The sequence below is a fragment of the Pseudomonas sp. UW4 genome (assembly GCF_000316175.1).
GTDB lineage: Bacteria > Pseudomonadota > Gammaproteobacteria > Pseudomonadales > Pseudomonadaceae > Aquipseudomonas > Aquipseudomonas laurylsulfatiphila.
The window spans coordinates 1,605,684-1,622,197 of record NC_019670.1 but is presented as its reverse complement, the minus strand read 5'-3'; the positions used below and the strand labels follow the sequence as shown (position 1 = coordinate 1,622,197).

Genomic DNA, 16,514 nt, shown 5'->3' with positions numbered 1-16,514 from the left:
CAAAGTTCGCACATTCAGTTGCGAATATCTCCGATACGACGCCTTTCAGTCCATTACGACGCCCCCTCGAAAAATGGCACGCCCACTGCACTGGCCTCCCCCCGAGCGTTCCAAACCACTCAGGGAGCAAGCGCATGAACACACAACTCAAACCCACGCTGGGCACGTTGCATCTGTGGGGCATTGCCGTCGGGCTGGTGATTTCCGGGGAGTATTTCGGCTGGAGTTATGGCTGGGGCGTGGCCGGGACCTTGGGTTTTCTGGTGACCTCTTTCATGGTCGCCACCATGTACACCTGCTTCATCTTCAGTTTCACCGAGCTGACCACCGCCATTCCTCACGCTGGAGGCCCCTTTGCCTACAGCCGTCGTGCGTTTGGGGAAAAAGGCGGATTGATCGCAGGCCTGGCGACATTGATCGAATTTGTCTTCGCCCCACCGGCGATTGCCCTGGCCATCGGCGCCTATCTCAATGTCCAGTTTCCAGCCCTCGACCCGAAACACGCGGCAGTCGGTGCCTATATCCTGTTCATGGGTCTCAACATCCTCGGCGTGAAACTGGCGGCGACCTTCGAACTGGTGGTCTGCGTGTTGGCGGTCGCTGAATTGCTGGTGTTCATGGGCGTGGTCGCGCCGGCGTTCAGCTTCAGCAACTTCGCCCTCAATGGTTGGGCCGGCACCGACGTGTTCGGCGCTCCGGCGATTGCCGGAATGTTCGCGGCCATCCCCTTTGCCATCTGGTTCTTCCTGGCCATCGAAGGCGCCGCCATGGCCGCCGAAGAAGCCAAGGACCCGAAACGCACCATTCCCAAGGCCTACATCAGCGGTATTTTGACCCTGGTGCTGCTGGCGATGGGCGTGATGTTCTTCGCCGGTGGCGTCGGCGACTGGCGCACCCTGTCGAACATCAACGACCCGCTGCCCCAGGCGATGAAAACCGTGGTCGGCGAAAGCTCCGGGTGGCTGCACATGCTGGTGTGGATCGGCCTGTTCGGTCTGGTGGCGAGTTTCCACGGAATCATCCTTGGCTATTCGCGCCAGTTCTTCGCCCTCGCCCGCGCCGGCTACCTGCCGGCGTCTCTGGCCAGATTGTCGCGCTTCCAGACTCCGCACCGGGCGATCATCGCCGGCGGCGTGATCGGCATCGCGGCGATCTACAGCGACGGTTTGATCAACCTCGGCGGCATGACGCTGACGGCGGCGATGATCACCATGGCGGTATTCGGCGCCATCGTCATGTACATCATGAGCATGCTCAGCCTGTTCAAGCTGCGCAAAACCGAGCCGAACCTGGAGCGCACCTTCCGCGCGCCGTGCTACCCGCTGGTGCCGTTCATTGCGCTGATGCTGGCGGTGGTATGCCTGGTGGCGATGGCCTGGTTCAACACCTTGATCGGCCTGATCTTTCTGGGCTTCATGGCCGCAGGTTTCGTGTACTTCACGCTCACCGCGCAATTGCGCGCCGACGCACCGGCGGATGCGATGCTGACCGGACGTTGAAAGCGTTCAAGTGAAGCTTGAACAACAGGCATAGAATGGGGGTGATAGCGATGGAACTGCGATGAAACCCCGTCACTCAAAGTGCTATACGCGATCGGTTGACGAACCCTCGTCGACCCGCCTGCTTTTCAAGGAGAGTCCTATGCCCTGGTATGCCTGGTTGATTCTGGTCGTTGCCATTGGCTCGATCGTTGGTGGTCTGATGATGCTGCGCGACACCGCTCACAAAGTCGAACTGACCGAAGAGCAACGTAAGCGCGTCGCCGAACGCAATGCGGAAATGGACGCCAAGGAAGCGCAGGACCGCTGAATGAAAACCCCGCCTTGAACGGCGGGGTTTGTTTTTGCGTGGCTTGCCCTGAAATCATGTCGCTTTGTACCCATATCGAAGCATCTGCATGCTTTTTAGAAATAGAAGTACAGTCACCATGCAATTTTCATTGGTTAATATGGGCCGCATTGATGCGGAGATATCAGATGCGTTACTCGCAGGACCATAAAGCCCAGACCCACCAACGCATAATCAAGGAAGCTTCAGCGCGATTTAGACGCGACGGTATCGGCGCGACCGGGCTGCAACCTCTGATGAAAGCACTGGGCCTGACCCACGGTGGCTTTTACTCGCACTTCAAGTCCAAGGACGAACTGGTGGAAAAAGCCTTGCAAGAGGCTGGCGTTCAAGTCGACGAGTTGTGCGCGCAAATCTTCGCCGAGGAACACCCGCTCGAAGCCTTCATCGACACCTACCTGTCCGAATGGCATCAAACCTCACCTCACGAGGGTTGTCCGCTGCCGACCATTTCTTCCGAACTGGGACTGCGTGGTCAACCGAGCCCCACCAGCGACGTCGTGCTCCAGGCGCGACTCGACCAGATCCGGCACACCCTTGACGGAGAGCACACCGCCGACCGTAGCATCGTCATCATGTCTACGCTGGTCGGCGCCCTGCTGTTATCACGCAGCGTGGCTGACGCCGGGTTTGCCCAACGGATTCTCGACGTCGCACGCGAACACCTCAAACACCCGCAGGATTAACCCTGCCAACGCTTGAACAGCACACTGGCATTGACCCCGCCAAATCCGAAGCCGTTGGACAACGCATATTCGATGGCCATCGGCCGTGCGCTGCCATGAACAATGTCCACGCCTTCAGTGGCAGGGTCCGGTTTTTCGAAATTGAGGGTCGCCGGCACGACCTGGTCGCGGATCGCCAGCAGCGTAAAGATCGCTTCGAGTCCACCCGCGGCACCGAGCAAATGTCCGGTCGCCGACTTGGTCGATGTCACTGCGATGCCGTTTTGCGCACCGAACAACGCCTTGATCGCCGCCAGCTCACCCAGATCCCCTACCGGAGTCGAGGTTGCATGAGCATTCAAATGCTGGACCTGAGCCGGAGAAACACCGGCCTGTGCCAATGCCAAAGACATCGCTCGCCGCGCACCGCTGCCGTCCTCGGGACCGGCGGTCAAGTGATAGGCATCGGCGCTGGTGCCGTAGCCGACCAGCTCCGCCAGGGGCTTGGCGCCCCGGGCCAGCGCATGGTCCAGAGACTCGATGACCAGTAGCCCGGCCCCTTCACCCATGACAAAGCCATCGCGACCACTGTCGAAAGGTCGTGATGCGCGCTCAGGCGTTTCGTTGTAAGCACTGGACAAGGCACGAGCAGCCGCGAACCCGGCAAGGCTGACCCGATCGATCGCCGCTTCCGTACCGCCGCACACCGCGATATCCGCCTCACCCGCACGAATCATTCGCGCCGCGTCGCCAATCGCCTGAACCCCGGCAGCGCATGCCGTGACCGGCGCGCCCAATGGCCCCTTGAAGCCATGCTGGATCGACACATGACCGGCCGCGAGGTTGACCAGAAATGAAGGAATGGTGAACGGAGACAAACGCCTCGGACCACGGCTATCGGTAGTACGCACCGCGTCGGCAATCGCACCGAAACCACCCACGCCTGAACCGATGATGGTGGCCGTACGCTCCTGGGCATTGGCATCCAGCGCTTGCCAGCCGGCTTGCTCCAATGCCTGACGCGCGGCTTCCATGGCGAACAGAATGAAGCGGTCCATCTTCTTCTGTTCCTTGGGCGGGGTCGCCCGGTCCGGATCGAAACCCGCCTGCGGGTCATCCACCAAGGTCGGCACCGCACCGCCGACCTTGGCCGGCAGATCGGCAACCACCTCATCCGGCAGATTACGCAGCCCGGAACGCCCGGCCAGCAGCCGCTCCCAGACCACTTCGACACCGCTCCCCAGCGGCGACACAAGGCCCATGCCTGTTACAACCACACGACGATCATTCATACCGCTCACACCTCAATCTGATTGATGGCACTTACCGATAACGGGCAGCAGCCTTGCTTTTGGACAGGTTAGGCGCCATCACAAGACGCGCCGCCACGAACGCATTCCAATCCGCCGCATCGGGCAATGAAGGAATAGTGATCAATTCACCCTGATCCAGACCCGACAATGCAGCATCGACCATCTCACCCGCCTCCATCACCATGTCCGCAGGAATTTGTGATCCATCGATGCCGGAGCGCTCCCAGATCTCGGTTCGGGTTACACCGGGCAGCACCGCCTGGATCTTCACCCCGGTGCCATCCAGTTCGGCATTCAACGATTGAGTCAGGCTCAATACATAGGCCTTGCTGGCGCTGTAGGTCGCGTTGAAACGCTCGGGAAACAAGGCCACCACCGACGCAATATTGATGATTGTGCCGCGCCCGGCCTTGGTAAAACCGGCTGCAGCCGCCGCGGCCAGTCGCGTGACAGCGGTGATATTCAACTGAATCATTCGCTCCAGTTGGTCGATATCGGCATTGGCCAAAAGCCCGTCCGCCGCCACGCCGGCGTTATTGAGCAACAGACTGATACTCGAATCGCTGCGTAACCGCTGTTCGAGCTGCAGCACATCTGCTTTTTGAGTCAGGTCCGCCTTCAACACTTCAACCTCGATCCCATGCTCCGAACGCAGTTTGCTCGCGGCCGCCTCCAGTCGCTGCTCGTCGCGAGCCACGAGCAACAAATCAAAACCACGGGCCGCCAACCGCTCGGCGTAAACCGCCCCGATACCGGACGAAGCACCGGTGACAAGGGCCGTACCTTGGGGCTGAACTGAATTCATGACGATGCTCCTAAAAAATGCTGAAGGGCGCCTGACGCCGAGGCACATTGGCGCAAGCGGTATTTATTATGCACATAATACAAACACAATATGATAGTCGTAATTTTTATTTCCGCGAAGCGGACGTCACTCGTTGGTGGCCCGGCCAGAATGAGAGAGTAGACCCTGAATGAACACAAAACCGCGCCGAAGCTCTGCGATGGAATGAACGGTATTGCATGTTGACCGATAAATGCAGGGGCGGATGAACAGTGCGCATTCAACGGTGACTGAACGACTGGACTTTCATCCGTCGAATTCGCCCGATAGTCGATCAAAGCGATGTCTGATTGGCGACCCTGCTGAACAACGCGGGCCTGAACTTTGCCTGATTTCAGGTAACCGACAAACCATTCAAGTACTGCGACTGGTCAGCCGGGCATAACTCTCGCTATAGACAAAGGCCGATCAATGACCGGCCCTTGTCGTCCAGTCCCGCCCCTAGTTCACCTCGATCCTGTCGCGGTTCCTGTCCAGAAGCGCTTTGCCGATACCCTTCACTTCCAGCAACTCGTCAACTGACGCAAACGCACCATTACTTTCACGATAAGCAACAATTGCTTTCGCTTTGGCCTCGCCCACTCCCGTCAGCTCACGTTGCAACGTAGGTACATCAGCACTATTGAGATCGACTTTACCGGATGGCGCCTGGACGGCCACATCCTGCACCAGAGGCGCAGTCATCGCCTCAGGCGCCTTGACAGGCGCGGCGATTGCCGTAAGAGAAGCACTGGTGAGGAGGGCGAATACCAGAGAGTAGAAACTGCTTGTACGCATAAGTGAAGCTCCATGCCGTCGTTTGAGAAAGCAGCTTTTCCGAAGCTGCTCTTCAAACCTAGCCTATGCCATGGGGCTGTCAAAAATGTGTACGTTACTGCATATGAAACAATCAGGGCTCAAGGCGGCGCTGCTGGTAGATCCAGTCGACAATCTCACCGTCCGGGGTGTAGCCGCTGACAGTGTCGCGCAACAACTGGCGGACGCGCGTGTAGTCGTCCTGATCCACCGCTGCGAGCAACTCGGTCAACTTGCCCTTCAGCAAATCCCAGGACAGGTGATCCTCATTGGCCGTCATGATCATCGGATGCTGTGTGGCTGCTACGTTGTCACCGATCAGTAGCTCTTCGTAAAGCTTTTCGCCCGGGCGCAGCCCGGTGAACTCGATAGCGATGTCGCCATGCAGGTTCTTTTCCGAGCGCACACTCAGGCCGGACAAATGGATCATCTTCTCGGCCAGTTCGACGATTTTCACGGGCTCGCCCATGTCCAGGACAAAAACATCCCCCCCCTGCCCCATGGAACCCGCTTGAATCACCAGCTGCGCCGCTTCCGGGATTGTCATGAAGTATCGAGTGATCTTCGGATGCGTGACCGTCAGAGGACCACCCGACTTGATCTGCTTGTGAAACAGCGGAATGACCGAACCCGATGACCCCAGGACGTTACCAAACCGCACCATCGTGAAGCGCGTTTTGTTCACACGGGAGACATTGCTCGTATCTCCGAACAAAACCGGAGCCAACTCACGACTCAGCGCTTGCAACGTCAACTCGGCAAGGCGCTTGGTGCTACCCATGACATTGGTAGGCCGCACGGCCTTGTCCGTCGAAATCAGGACGAAGTTGGCCACTCCTGCCTGAAGTGCGGCCTGGGCCGTATTAAGCGTGCCTATCACATTATTGAGCACACCCTCGGCAATGTTGTGCTCGACCATGGGCACATGCTTGTAGGCGGCGGCGTGATACACCGTGTCTACTCGCCAGGTTTTCATGACGTCCAGCAACTTGTCCGGGTTGCGAACCGATCCGAGAATCGGCAAGAGACGAATGGACAGCGATTCTCGAGCGACCCGCTGCTCCAACTCGGACAAGATGGAGTAAAGATTGAACTCACTGTGTTCAAACAGGAGAAGCGTTGTGGGGCGCAGTGCCAGAATCTGCCGGCAAAGCTCGGAGCCAATGGAGCCCCCGGCGCCCGTGACCAACACGGACTGCCCCGTGATGCAATGTTCGAGTAAATCAGCCTGGGCCGGGACGGCGTCACGCCCGAGCAGGTCGGCAATGTCTACTTCCTGGATATCGTCTACCTTGACCCGGCCACTGGCCAGATCCATGAAACCCGGGACGCTTCGAACGTGCAGCGGAAAGCCTTCGAGAAACCCGAGAATCTCGCGACGGCGGCCACGGTTTGACGAAGGGATGGCAAGGAGAATTTCCTGGGCGCCGGTGTTATCGATCATCTGCTGGATGTGCTTGGGCTTATACACCTGCAATCCGGAAATCACTCGGTCGGCGATCCCGCTATCGTCATCGATAAAGGCTACAGGGCGCATGACGCGCCCCATCCGCAACGCTGCAACAAGTTGATTACCCGCCGCCCCTGCGCCGTAGATGGCCACTTTCGGCAGTCCGTCATCCCGGCTGGTGAACGGAACGTGCTGGGCGGCGCTGAACCAGTCGCCCATAAAGTACTGACGCATGGCCAGGCGCAGACCGCCGATCATGATCAGGCTCAACCACCAGTAGTTGAAAATGATCGAGCGCGGAACGACGTTTTGATGATTGCTGTACCAGTACACCACGACGCCAAGTATCAGAGCCGATAGTGTCACCGCCTTGATAATGGCAATGAGCGCGTCATTTCCAAAGTACCGCATGACCGCACGGTACATGCCAAAGCGAACGAAAAGAGGAATGGCGATGACAGGTGCACTGACAAAAAGCCAGACGTGCTGAGTGAACGGGTTGATCAACTCGTCCACCCCAAGTCGCACGACAAACGCCATCCAGAGGGCACACCAGACCAGCGAAATATCAGTCAGGACCTGCAGAATGCGCTTATGTCGTCTTGGCAGACTTAACAACTTTGCCCGAATCTTATCCATAACCCCTCTAAACACCAGTCGAAGCTCCTAGCATTGATACAGCAACTGCAGCTTTCGGTAACTCACTTACCGACAAAGCAATACTCAAAAACCAATGCGTTCATCACGCCTTGCCAGCGATTTCCAACTCGCCCGCGTGGAACTTGAAAGCCAGCAACACCAGAGGCACATAGGCCAGGACCACGCCTGCCACGCCATCGATATATTGCATGACGACCAATATAGCCAATGGCACTAACCACAACAAATTGATCGCAGCAATTGTCAGCGTGACTGCCCGATGGCTGCCATATTGTCGTGAAGCATACTGGTACCCATGGCTGCGATGGGCCTCATAAACCTTATCCCCTCGCAACAGCCGACGAATGAGGGTAAAGGTGGCATCAACAATAAAGACGCCCAACAATATGAGCCAGGCCCAGAGCAACAGTGGATTCGTCCAGGCTGCATAAAGCGACATCACCGCCAGCACGATGCCCAGAAAACCACTGCCGGCATCGCCCATGAAAATCTTCGCTGGCGGGAAATTCCAGGCCAGGAAACCCGATACGGCCATCGCCAGCACCAGCGGAGCAATCGCGAGGCTGGTGTGGCCTGCAATCCAGTAGACCAGACAAGCACCGACACAGGCACAAATCGCCTCGACGCTGGCCAGGCCATCAATACCATCCATGAAGTTGTAGAGGTTGAGCATCCAGACCAGATAGAACGCACCGATGACATATCCGAACCAGCCGAGACTGAACTCGAAGCCGAACAGGTTGATCGGCGCCATCCCGCCAATCCACATCAATGCCCAGATGGCACCCGCGAAATGCGCAAGCAGGCGCCAGCGCGCGGCAATATGCCCATGATCGTCGAGAAACCCGATGATCGCGATCCAGCCGCCGGCCCCCAGCAGAGCCAGCGCCATCGGCCAGGCGACGGCATCTGTCCAGGCCAGGACTGGCAACGCGATCAGAAAGCTCAGGACGATAGCCACACCACCACCCCGGGGGGTTGGGACCGAGTGTGAGCTACGCGCATTAGGAATATCTATCAAGCTGCGTGCCAGCGCGTATTTGCGCAATGCACCGGTGCCCAAGAATGAAACACCCACCACCAACGCCAACAACCATATTGTGTTCAAAGGTCAACTTCCTGAAACAGCCACAATCAATTCTGCAATTGAACCGGCATTGTCATAAGCCAGCTTAGCGCTGCCTTTCCTTGTAGTAGTTGGCAGCCGAGACAAGCGCCTCATCGACGCTGACCGGCGGAATCCAGCCCAGCAACTCTCGAGTTTTGCTGATATCGACTTGCAACGAACCGCACAGACGTTGCGACAAAGCCTTCTTGCCGAGCAACTGCGCCCCTCGTTCAAGCAACACGCTTGGCACAGGCAACAGGCGGGCAGGTTTACCCAATGCCTTTGCCATCCGCGTCAACAATTGTGTCGTGGACAAATCCTCCCCGTCGCTGACGAGGAAGGTCTGATTGGCGGCGGCCGGGTGACGGATGCAGGTCACGATCAAATCCGCAAGATTTTCCAGAGCGACCAGGCTGCGTCGATTATGGATAGCGCCGAACGGCAAGGGTATTCCCTTGTCCAGCCAACGCATCATGTTCAGAAAGTTGGCTCTCACGCCCGGACCGTAAACCAGTACCGGACGGATGATCACCACTTCCATCCCGCAAGTGCTCGCAATTTCACGCAGCCCTTGCTCTGCCTCCATTTTCGAAACGCCGTACGGATCACCTGGTGCGGGCGTCGCGTCGGCGAAGTAAGGCTGATTGAGCGGCGTACCTTCGCCATTCACCTTGATCGAACTGATGAACACAAAGCGGCGAACACCCGACGAGGCGGCCTGCCGAGCGAGGCTTAGCGTGCCCTCGACATTCACCTTGCGAAACGCCTCCAGCGGATCGGATTCGGTGTCATTCATGACGTGAACGCGAGCCGCGCCATGAATGACAACCTCTACTTGATCCAGCGCCTGAGACCAATCGGTATCAGCACTGAGCCCGGCGGTTCGAACGGTAATAACGCGCGACGGACAGTCAGGCAGGGCGTGCCCACGAATGGCTGCCACCGGTTCCAGATCGTCAGAGGCCGCCAAGCGACCCAATACCGCGCGACCGACGAAACCCGTAGCACCTGTCAATAAAACACGCATTTTTCAAACCTCGACGACGCTCAGGATTTCGACCAGACAGTACGATTGATGTAGTCGGTGTAACTCAGTACGACCCGAACGACCTGCTTCGACACAGGACCTGCCTGGTAATCCCTGACAACCGGGATAACGCGCTGGCTACGATCATGTTGGCTGGTGACTACACGTACGGCATCCAGAACACCCTCCACTTTCAGGCCGCTCATGATGAGAGTGCCTTCATCCATCCCTTCCGGACGCTCGTGCGCATTACGAATGGTAATGGCGGGCAGATTCAGAAGAGAGGCTTCTTCGGTGATGGTGCCGCTATCGGACAGCACGCAGAACGCCGACATCTGCAACTTGATGTAGTCGAGCAGACCGAATGGCTTCGAGAAGCGAATCAGGGGGTGGTCCAGCGATTCACCTATCGCTTCCAGACGTTTGCGCGTACGAGGATGCGTGGAAACGATGATCGGGTACTGGTACTTGTCGGCCAGGGCTCGCAGCGTTTTGAGCAAGTCGCGAAGGTTTTCCGGCGTATCGACGTTTTCCTCACGGTGAGCGCTGATGATGAAGAACTTGTCCTGCTCCAGGCCTTCTCGCGCCAGCACGTCGGAAGTGAGGATTTTCGGCATGTAGTAGTCGAGCACCTCCTCCATATGCGAGCCGGTCTTGATGATGGTTTCAGGACGAATGCCTTCAGCGATCAGGTAACGCCGGGCATGTTCGGTCAAGACCATATTGATATCGCTGAGGTGATCGAGCACCTTGCGGTTCAATTCTTCAGGGACGCGCTGGTCAAAACAACGGTTGCCGGCTTCCATATGGAACACCGGAATCTTGCGGCGCTTGGCGGCAATGACGGCCAGACAGGTATTGGTATCGCCGTAGAGCAGAAGTGCATCAGGCTTTTCTGCCTCGAATACTTCGTCCGCCTTCGAAATGACTTCGGCGATGGTCTTGGCTGCGGTATCGCCGGCAGCACCCAGAAAGTAATCAGGCTTGCGAATTTCGAGATCATCGAAAAAGACCTGATTCAATTCGAAGTCGTAATTTTGACCCGAGTGAACCAACACATGATTAACCTGCTTATCAAGCTCGGCAATAACGCGGCTCATCTTGATAAGTTCTGGTCGCGTCCCGACCAGCGTCATGACCTTAAGCATCAAGTTGCTCCTGAATGTATTCCAGATTCAACAGAACTTTCTTCACGCCTTCTACATCGAGACGCTCGGTGTTGTGGGAGGTGTAGTCGTCGAGATCGGAAATTTCCTGCTCGCCCTCGACAAAAAACTTCTTGTAGTTAAGGTCGCGATTGTCCGAAGGGATGCGGTAGTAGCGTCCCATGTCTTCGGCCTTGGCCATTTCTTCTCGGGAGATCAGCGACTCGTAGAGTTTTTCGCCGTGGCGAGTACCGATGACCTTGACGGCATTGTCGCGAACAAACAGTTCCTTGAGTGCCTGGGCCAGGTCCGCCACTGTCGAGGCTGGTGCTTTCTGGACGAAAATATCACCTTGCTCGGCATGCTCGAACGCGTGCAGGACCAGGTCAACGGAATCCTCGAGCGACATCAGGAAACGTGTCATGTTCGGGTCGGTGACGGTCAGCGGCTCGCCACTCTGCAACTGATTGATGAACAACGGGATCACCGAACCGCGCGATGCCATGACGTTACCGTAGCGGGTTGCGCAAATCACCGGGCCTGTCGCCGGAATCATCCGCGATTTGGCAACCATCAGCTTTTCAGCCATGGCCTTGGAAATGCCCATGGCATTGATCGGGTATACCGCTTTGTCGGTACTGAGTACGACAACGCGTTGCACGCCCGAAGCAATAGCCGCATTCAAAACGTTCTCGGTACCCATGACGTTGGTACGCACGGCTTCCATCGGGTAAAACTCGCAGGAAGGCACCTGTTTCAGGGCAGCGGCGTGGAAAATGTAATCCACCCCCACCATCGCCTGATCCAGGCTGTCGCGATCACGCACGTCACCGATGTAGAACTTCACCTTGTCATTCGACAAGGCAATGCGCATATCTTCCTGCTTCTTCTCGTCACGGCTGAATACACGAATCTCTTTTACATCAGTATCCAGAAAACGCTTCAACACCGTATGGCCAAACGAGCCCGTACCGCCCGTGATCATCAAAACCTTATTATCGAACATAACTACCTTCCCAAACCTGATTGAATTTAATGATCAACGCAACGCGCGCATCGACTTAACCAATTCCAACCACGACGGTGGAACGTAACCGGTTGCCGCCTGAAACTTCGAGGAGTTTAGTGAGCGATCTATGGAAACTTGACTATCCGCGATGATATCGATTTCCTTTTCGTAAACTTCCGCTACCAGCTTCAGAAGAGACAACTTGTCAATCGGTGCCACCGAAACATGATACAGGCCGTGAAGCTGTGGATTCGGGATCACATAGTCGCGAATGACACGTGCCAGCTCAACGGTAGGCAGTCCTGAGAAAATGGCCTTCTCATAGCCCTTGACCGACCCGTTCTGGGACAGGAACCAGTCCACCAGCGAATACTGGCTCCCCAGTTCGTGACCAATGATCGAAGTCCGCAGGGTGATAGCATTCAGTTCATCGTGAAGCTCACCGATGTACTTGGACTTACCGTAGAGATCCTCTGCATCGGAGATGTCCTCTTCGGTGTACATGCCTTTGCGGCCAGAAAACACGCAATCGGTGCTGATATGAATCAGCCGGGAACCTGACAGCGTGCACAACTTGGCAATGCGATGCGGCAACATGGCATTGATAGGGAGTGCGGAAAGGGGGTCCTTGGCATCGGCCAATTGTTTGATCAGTCCGACGCAGTTGATGACGACGTCCGGCTTGACCCGTGCCAGCACCGAAACCAGCGAATCCTGGTCTAGTACGTCGACATTACTGATCAACGAACTGTGCATGTCCTCAGAAAAGTATCTTGCGCCACCCGGATTGCGCAAAGTGCCCCACACCTCGTAGTGCGGGTTTCCATGGAATTGCCTGAACACTGTGCTGCCCAGCATTCCGGTGACCCCTAACACGAGAACTTTCATTTTGAGCTACCTTTTAATTCATTGATCCTGCTACTGAGAATTTCGACCAGACGCTGACTTTGCCGCTCCATTTCGAAATGCTCGAGGTAATACGCTCGACCTGCCTGTCCCATCGATTCCCGCTCATCCGAAGTCATGCGAAAAAGCTGCTCAATGCAATTGGCCATACCTTCGGCGTCTTGCGCCGCGGTGGTCAGACCGGCTCCCGCCTCTTGAATGACGCGCGCGCCCTCCCCGTCCAGCGCGGCGATAATCGGCCTCCCCGCTGCCAGGTAAGCCTGAACTTTACTAGGGATGGTATAGGAGAACGCCTCATCTTGCTTCAACGTCACCAACAATCCCTCAGCACGACTGAAAAAATGCGGCATTTCAGTGGCTGCAAAGCGTCCGGCGAGTATAAGGTTGTCCAAACCTCGGGATTCCTTCTGGGTTTCGATCCAGCTCGACATACTGCCGCTTCCGACCAAAACAATCCTGACTTCCGACAAATGGCGAAGCTTGTCAGCTACCTCAATGAGGGTTTCGACCGACTGGGCAGTCCCCAGGTTTCCAGCAAAAACCAGACAGAAATGATTGTCTAGCTCCGCGAGCAAGGGGGCGGGAATCCGGGTCTCCTCGATACTCCGCGGTACGTCCTGATATGAGTTGGGGTAATACACAACCTTGCCAGGATTGGCGTAACGGGCGACCGGCTCGCGGAACGCCCGCGACTGAACGAGTAGCGTATCGACAAAGGCGTAAATGCCTTTGACTAGCCATCCCACAACCCCCAAAACCGCCTTGTTTTTTATGAATCCGGTTGCACTCAAACTCTCCGGCCAGAGATCCTGAACCCAAACGGCCAGATGACTTTTGAGCTTCCACTTCAAGTAAATCGCAGGAATTACCGAGGTTATAGGAGACGGCGCAAACACAAAAATCGCGTCAAAGCGCTCACCCTTTACTGAATCCGGGTAAAATTTCAGGCCATTTAAGATAAATGACAAATAGTTCAATACGAGATTTTTCGCCCCGGAAGAACCACGTGGCCTGAGTGGTGCACGACAAACACTAACGGAAGACTCGAATTTCTCTTCCTGATATCCGGAAGCACTATAACCGCCAAAGACAACGCCATCAGGGTAGTTCGGCTTGCCAGTAAGAACCTTTATGACGTGCCCTTGACCAGTCAAGTTCTTGACCAAATCATTAATAATGAAAGACTCGGGCCAAAAATATTGTGTAACCACCAAAATTTTCATCTAGCAAGCACCTTCTTTTGAGCGTTTGGCCAACACCGGCAATTCGGACCAAGTCTTTTCGAGGTACTTTCCCAATCAAACTTGTCACCCTGTAAAACGGTCGCACTCGACAACCTACTCAATAGCTCAGGAGTTGATATTGCCTCAATCAGCACATCACCCATATTCATTGAATCAAACGGGAAAAAATAAAGTGTTGCATCTTCTCCGAATTCCGGCATGAGCATTACATTGGAGCAGATCAACGGCCTTCCGGAAGCCAGCGCTTCCGGAATAATGTTTGGACAGTTCTCGCAGGACGATGCAAAAATATTCAAATACGCATGATGATACAGAGGAGGAAGACTCTGATAAAGAGTCGAGCCGATCAACAGAACTTGTCCGTCCAGGCCCAACGTTGAAATCAAAGGCTTTACGCGATCTGCCTCCGGCGAACTCGTCTCACCTACCAAAATCAACGGAAATTTTTCGCGAGTTTCCTGAGGAAGCGTTGCATAAGCACTTATTACTTCACAATGATGCTTGCAAACATCAAACTTCGAAACATATAAAATATACTCGCTCGCGGGTAAAAAATCAGCGCGAACGGTGCTGTTATTGTGAGTCCTGAACATCGAACTGATTCCGCGGGGAATCGTTAAAGCGTTTTTAACCTTGGTCAGCGACTCAATATGAGCGGATTCCAGCGCACCAACCCTTGGCTTGCTGATATCAAACCCAACCACAAGCGTTTTCTTGCCAAACTCTACAGCCAGCGGCAGGCCCACATAATCGAGACCTACAACGGCCAAATTAACATCTTCGAGTTTAAGCATTGAGTTTCCTTGCCACCATTTGCTGGGTCAATCGTAAATCATTTCACTATCTTGCAGACTCAGAAACCGGCACTACAACCGCTAAAATAAGAAATTATACATAACGTTACGACTGGAACCATAACCATTTTCAAGTGTTCTCGCCATCAGGCACTCACTTTCAATCCGATCAGCGGCCTAAGCCTGCTTGACAGAAATAAAGAATGGGTATCTTAGAACCACAAACTACCACTGGTAACGTGGAGAACCCACAACCGGTATAGTCGCCGAGCATTAGCGCTTTCGCCCTAAGAATCCCGCGAAAACCGCAGCACCGCTCAGGATAGACAATAGATCACCAGATTTTCGAACGATCCCCCCATTCACTCTTACCCCACTTCAATGAACGTTCGCTTCGGCCACTCGACAAGAGATACAGCGTTTGTTTTTTGTTTTTTATATGAAGAGGTGTAGCCGAGGGTTGCTACATGGGATTGTTTTGTTTTCTTACACGACATCTCAAAAAATAACAGCTGGATTCTGGATATAGAAGGTGACGGGGCGCCTCTCCCCCGGAAAGAGGAAGCTCTGCGAGCTCGACATACGATATTTTTTCGACCACGCAACGACTTACATCAGGACAGCCCGAGTCCAGTCTCTGGTGATGACAACCACAAGTAAATATGCTGGATCAAAATGGAACGCACGGCGCACTACTCATATAATGCAATCCATTAAAAATACATCATGCAACAGGCGCAAAACCATCTGAATACACAAATATATTGACAAGAAAATTCAATCCCTTATACCCAAAATACAACAACGTAAAAATCACCGGGATATTAATACCTCGTTTACTCTGGAGCCCGTAATACATAAACACAAAATACGAAAAAATCACCACCCGTTCCGCACCAATATAATACGAAGCCAACACCATAGGAAGTGACGCAAGGATCGCCTCCACCCTGCGTGATTGTGCATAGCACATAGAAAGAGCGGTAAAAATGAGAGGTTTCAACATAGCCTCTAACCCACCCCACGTCCCCGCATAGAACATTAACTTTGCTTCAATGTGCTCTTTAAGCAGCAACAAAACGAGCAGAATCCCCACTACCAATAAAAACAACGAAATAAAACCGAACCCTATTTTCCCCGCAAATAGGCGACGTGAAATATATAAAACTTCTCTGACTTGCGCAACGACGACCAACATTAGTGTTTGTACATGCGTCAACGTTGAAAATGCGTAAAGCGCATACCGAATCAACCCAGAACTACAAGCACCCACTAAAAAAACAGCAGAGAGAGCTTTAATCTTTCAGCAGAAAACGCCAACACAACGATATAAAAATTGAAATAAATCATAGGAAAAAGCAAGCGGCTGACGCCATTACGTATCAGCCATAAAAAACATTATATGCAAACAAATAGTTAACGATAGAAAAAAGTATATCCTTATTAAAGTATGGCGCAAAAACAAACGAAAACAAAAAGTAGCCTGGTTCACTTGTACCTAAAGCGCCCCTGTAAAACTGGAAGGCTTCAACCAGCGACAGACCTACGACACCAGTATAAAACTTCCTGTAGAATTCTTGATCACCCAGTAGCGCATATGGAAAAATCAAAAGGCTTCCTAAAAAAAATGGAAGCCCCCAAAGAAGTGCCTGATATTTTTCCTGACCTATTTTCATTTATTAACGCACATAAAAATTTACACTCGA

Annotated in this window: 16 protein-coding genes; 3 read left to right on the top strand and 13 right to left on the bottom strand. The window is 54.4% G+C overall.

The window, feature by feature from the left end; all coding sequences use genetic code 11:
• The first annotated feature begins 134 nt into the window (after positions 1 to 134).
• The 3 genes from eat (at position 135) to PPUTUW4_RS07095 (ending at position 2,534) form a co-directional block, all read left to right on the top strand.
• The gene (gene eat / locus PPUTUW4_RS07100; protein ID WP_015094004.1) at positions 135 to 1,499 is read left to right on the top strand and encodes an ethanolamine permease; all 1,365 of its coding nucleotides are present in this window, start codon (positions 135 to 137) and stop codon (positions 1,497 to 1,499) included.
• Positions 1,500 to 1,641: 142 nt separating this feature from the next.
• Complete coding sequence (locus PPUTUW4_RS27845; RefSeq protein WP_007973599.1) at positions 1,642 to 1,809, top strand: DUF2897 family protein; 168 nt, start codon at positions 1,642 to 1,644, stop codon at positions 1,807 to 1,809.
• Positions 1,810 to 1,976: 167 nt separating this feature from the next.
• The gene (locus PPUTUW4_RS07095; protein WP_015094003.1) at positions 1,977 to 2,534 is read left to right on the top strand and encodes a TetR/AcrR family transcriptional regulator; all 558 of its coding nucleotides are present in this window, start codon (positions 1,977 to 1,979) and stop codon (positions 2,532 to 2,534) included.
• Here the strand turns inward: PPUTUW4_RS07095 and fabF are convergent.
• The 13 genes from fabF to PPUTUW4_RS07030 all read right to left on the bottom strand — a co-directional run bounded on the left by fabF (position 2,531) and on the right by PPUTUW4_RS07030 (position 16,484).
• Positions 2,531 to 3,805, bottom strand: coding sequence for a beta-ketoacyl-ACP synthase II (gene fabF, locus PPUTUW4_RS07090; protein ID WP_015094002.1), 1,275 nt, complete (start codon positions 3,803 to 3,805; stop codon positions 2,531 to 2,533). The two genes, PPUTUW4_RS07095 and fabF, sit on opposite strands and share 4 nt — an antisense overlap.
• A 31-nt stretch (positions 3,806 to 3,836) precedes the next feature.
• Positions 3,837 to 4,631, bottom strand: coding sequence for an SDR family oxidoreductase (locus PPUTUW4_RS07085; RefSeq protein WP_015094001.1), 795 nt, complete (start codon positions 4,629 to 4,631; stop codon positions 3,837 to 3,839).
• A 480-nt stretch (positions 4,632 to 5,111) separates the two neighbouring features.
• Complete coding sequence (locus tag PPUTUW4_RS07080) at positions 5,112 to 5,447, bottom strand: helix-hairpin-helix domain-containing protein (RefSeq protein ID WP_015094000.1); 336 nt, start codon at positions 5,445 to 5,447, stop codon at positions 5,112 to 5,114.
• Positions 5,448 to 5,559: 112 nt separating this feature from the next.
• Positions 5,560 to 7,554, bottom strand: a complete 1,995-nt coding sequence (locus PPUTUW4_RS07075) for a nucleoside-diphosphate sugar epimerase/dehydratase (protein ID WP_015093999.1) — start codon at positions 7,552 to 7,554, stop codon at positions 5,560 to 5,562.
• A 103-nt stretch (positions 7,555 to 7,657) separates the two neighbouring features.
• Complete coding sequence (locus tag PPUTUW4_RS07070) at positions 7,658 to 8,683, bottom strand: glycosyltransferase family 4 protein (protein ID WP_015093998.1); 1,026 nt, start codon at positions 8,681 to 8,683, stop codon at positions 7,658 to 7,660.
• Positions 8,684 to 8,747: 64 nt separating this feature from the next.
• Positions 8,748 to 9,710 carry an SDR family oxidoreductase gene (locus PPUTUW4_RS07065; protein ID WP_015093997.1) on the bottom strand — a complete coding sequence of 321 codons (963 nt, stop codon included), beginning with the start codon at positions 9,708 to 9,710 and terminating at the stop codon, positions 8,748 to 8,750.
• Between the two features lie 20 nt (positions 9,711 to 9,730).
• Positions 9,731 to 10,858 (bottom strand): UDP-N-acetylglucosamine 2-epimerase (non-hydrolyzing), encoded by a 1,128-nt coding sequence (gene wecB / locus PPUTUW4_RS07060; protein ID WP_015093996.1) that lies wholly within the window; start codon positions 10,856 to 10,858, stop codon positions 9,731 to 9,733.
• The gene (locus PPUTUW4_RS07055) at positions 10,851 to 11,861 is read right to left on the bottom strand and encodes a polysaccharide biosynthesis protein (RefSeq protein WP_015093995.1); all 1,011 of its coding nucleotides are present in this window, start codon (positions 11,859 to 11,861) and stop codon (positions 10,851 to 10,853) included. Before PPUTUW4_RS07055 ends, wecB begins: the two co-directional genes overlap by 8 nt.
• Before the next feature lie 33 nt (positions 11,862 to 11,894).
• Positions 11,895 to 12,752, bottom strand: coding sequence for an SDR family oxidoreductase (locus PPUTUW4_RS07050; RefSeq protein WP_015093994.1), 858 nt, complete (start codon positions 12,750 to 12,752; stop codon positions 11,895 to 11,897).
• The gene (locus PPUTUW4_RS07045) at positions 12,749 to 13,993 is read right to left on the bottom strand and encodes a glycosyltransferase family 4 protein (protein ID WP_015093993.1); all 1,245 of its coding nucleotides are present in this window, start codon (positions 13,991 to 13,993) and stop codon (positions 12,749 to 12,751) included. The genes PPUTUW4_RS07050 and PPUTUW4_RS07045 overlap by 4 nt, the downstream gene beginning before the upstream one ends.
• The gene (locus PPUTUW4_RS07040) at positions 13,990 to 14,808 is read right to left on the bottom strand and encodes a glycosyltransferase (protein WP_015093992.1); all 819 of its coding nucleotides are present in this window, start codon (positions 14,806 to 14,808) and stop codon (positions 13,990 to 13,992) included. Before PPUTUW4_RS07040 ends, PPUTUW4_RS07045 begins: the two co-directional genes overlap by 4 nt.
• Positions 14,809 to 15,532: 724 nt before the next feature.
• A complete protein-coding gene (locus PPUTUW4_RS07035) occupies positions 15,533 to 16,006 on the bottom strand; it encodes a hypothetical protein (RefSeq protein WP_041474798.1) in 474 nt (157 codons plus the stop codon).
• Positions 16,007 to 16,190: 184 nt separating this feature from the next.
• Entirely contained in the window at positions 16,191 to 16,484 is a 294-nt protein-coding gene (locus PPUTUW4_RS07030) for a hypothetical protein (protein ID WP_041474797.1), read from the bottom strand.
• Positions 16,485 to 16,514 lie beyond the last annotated feature (30 nt).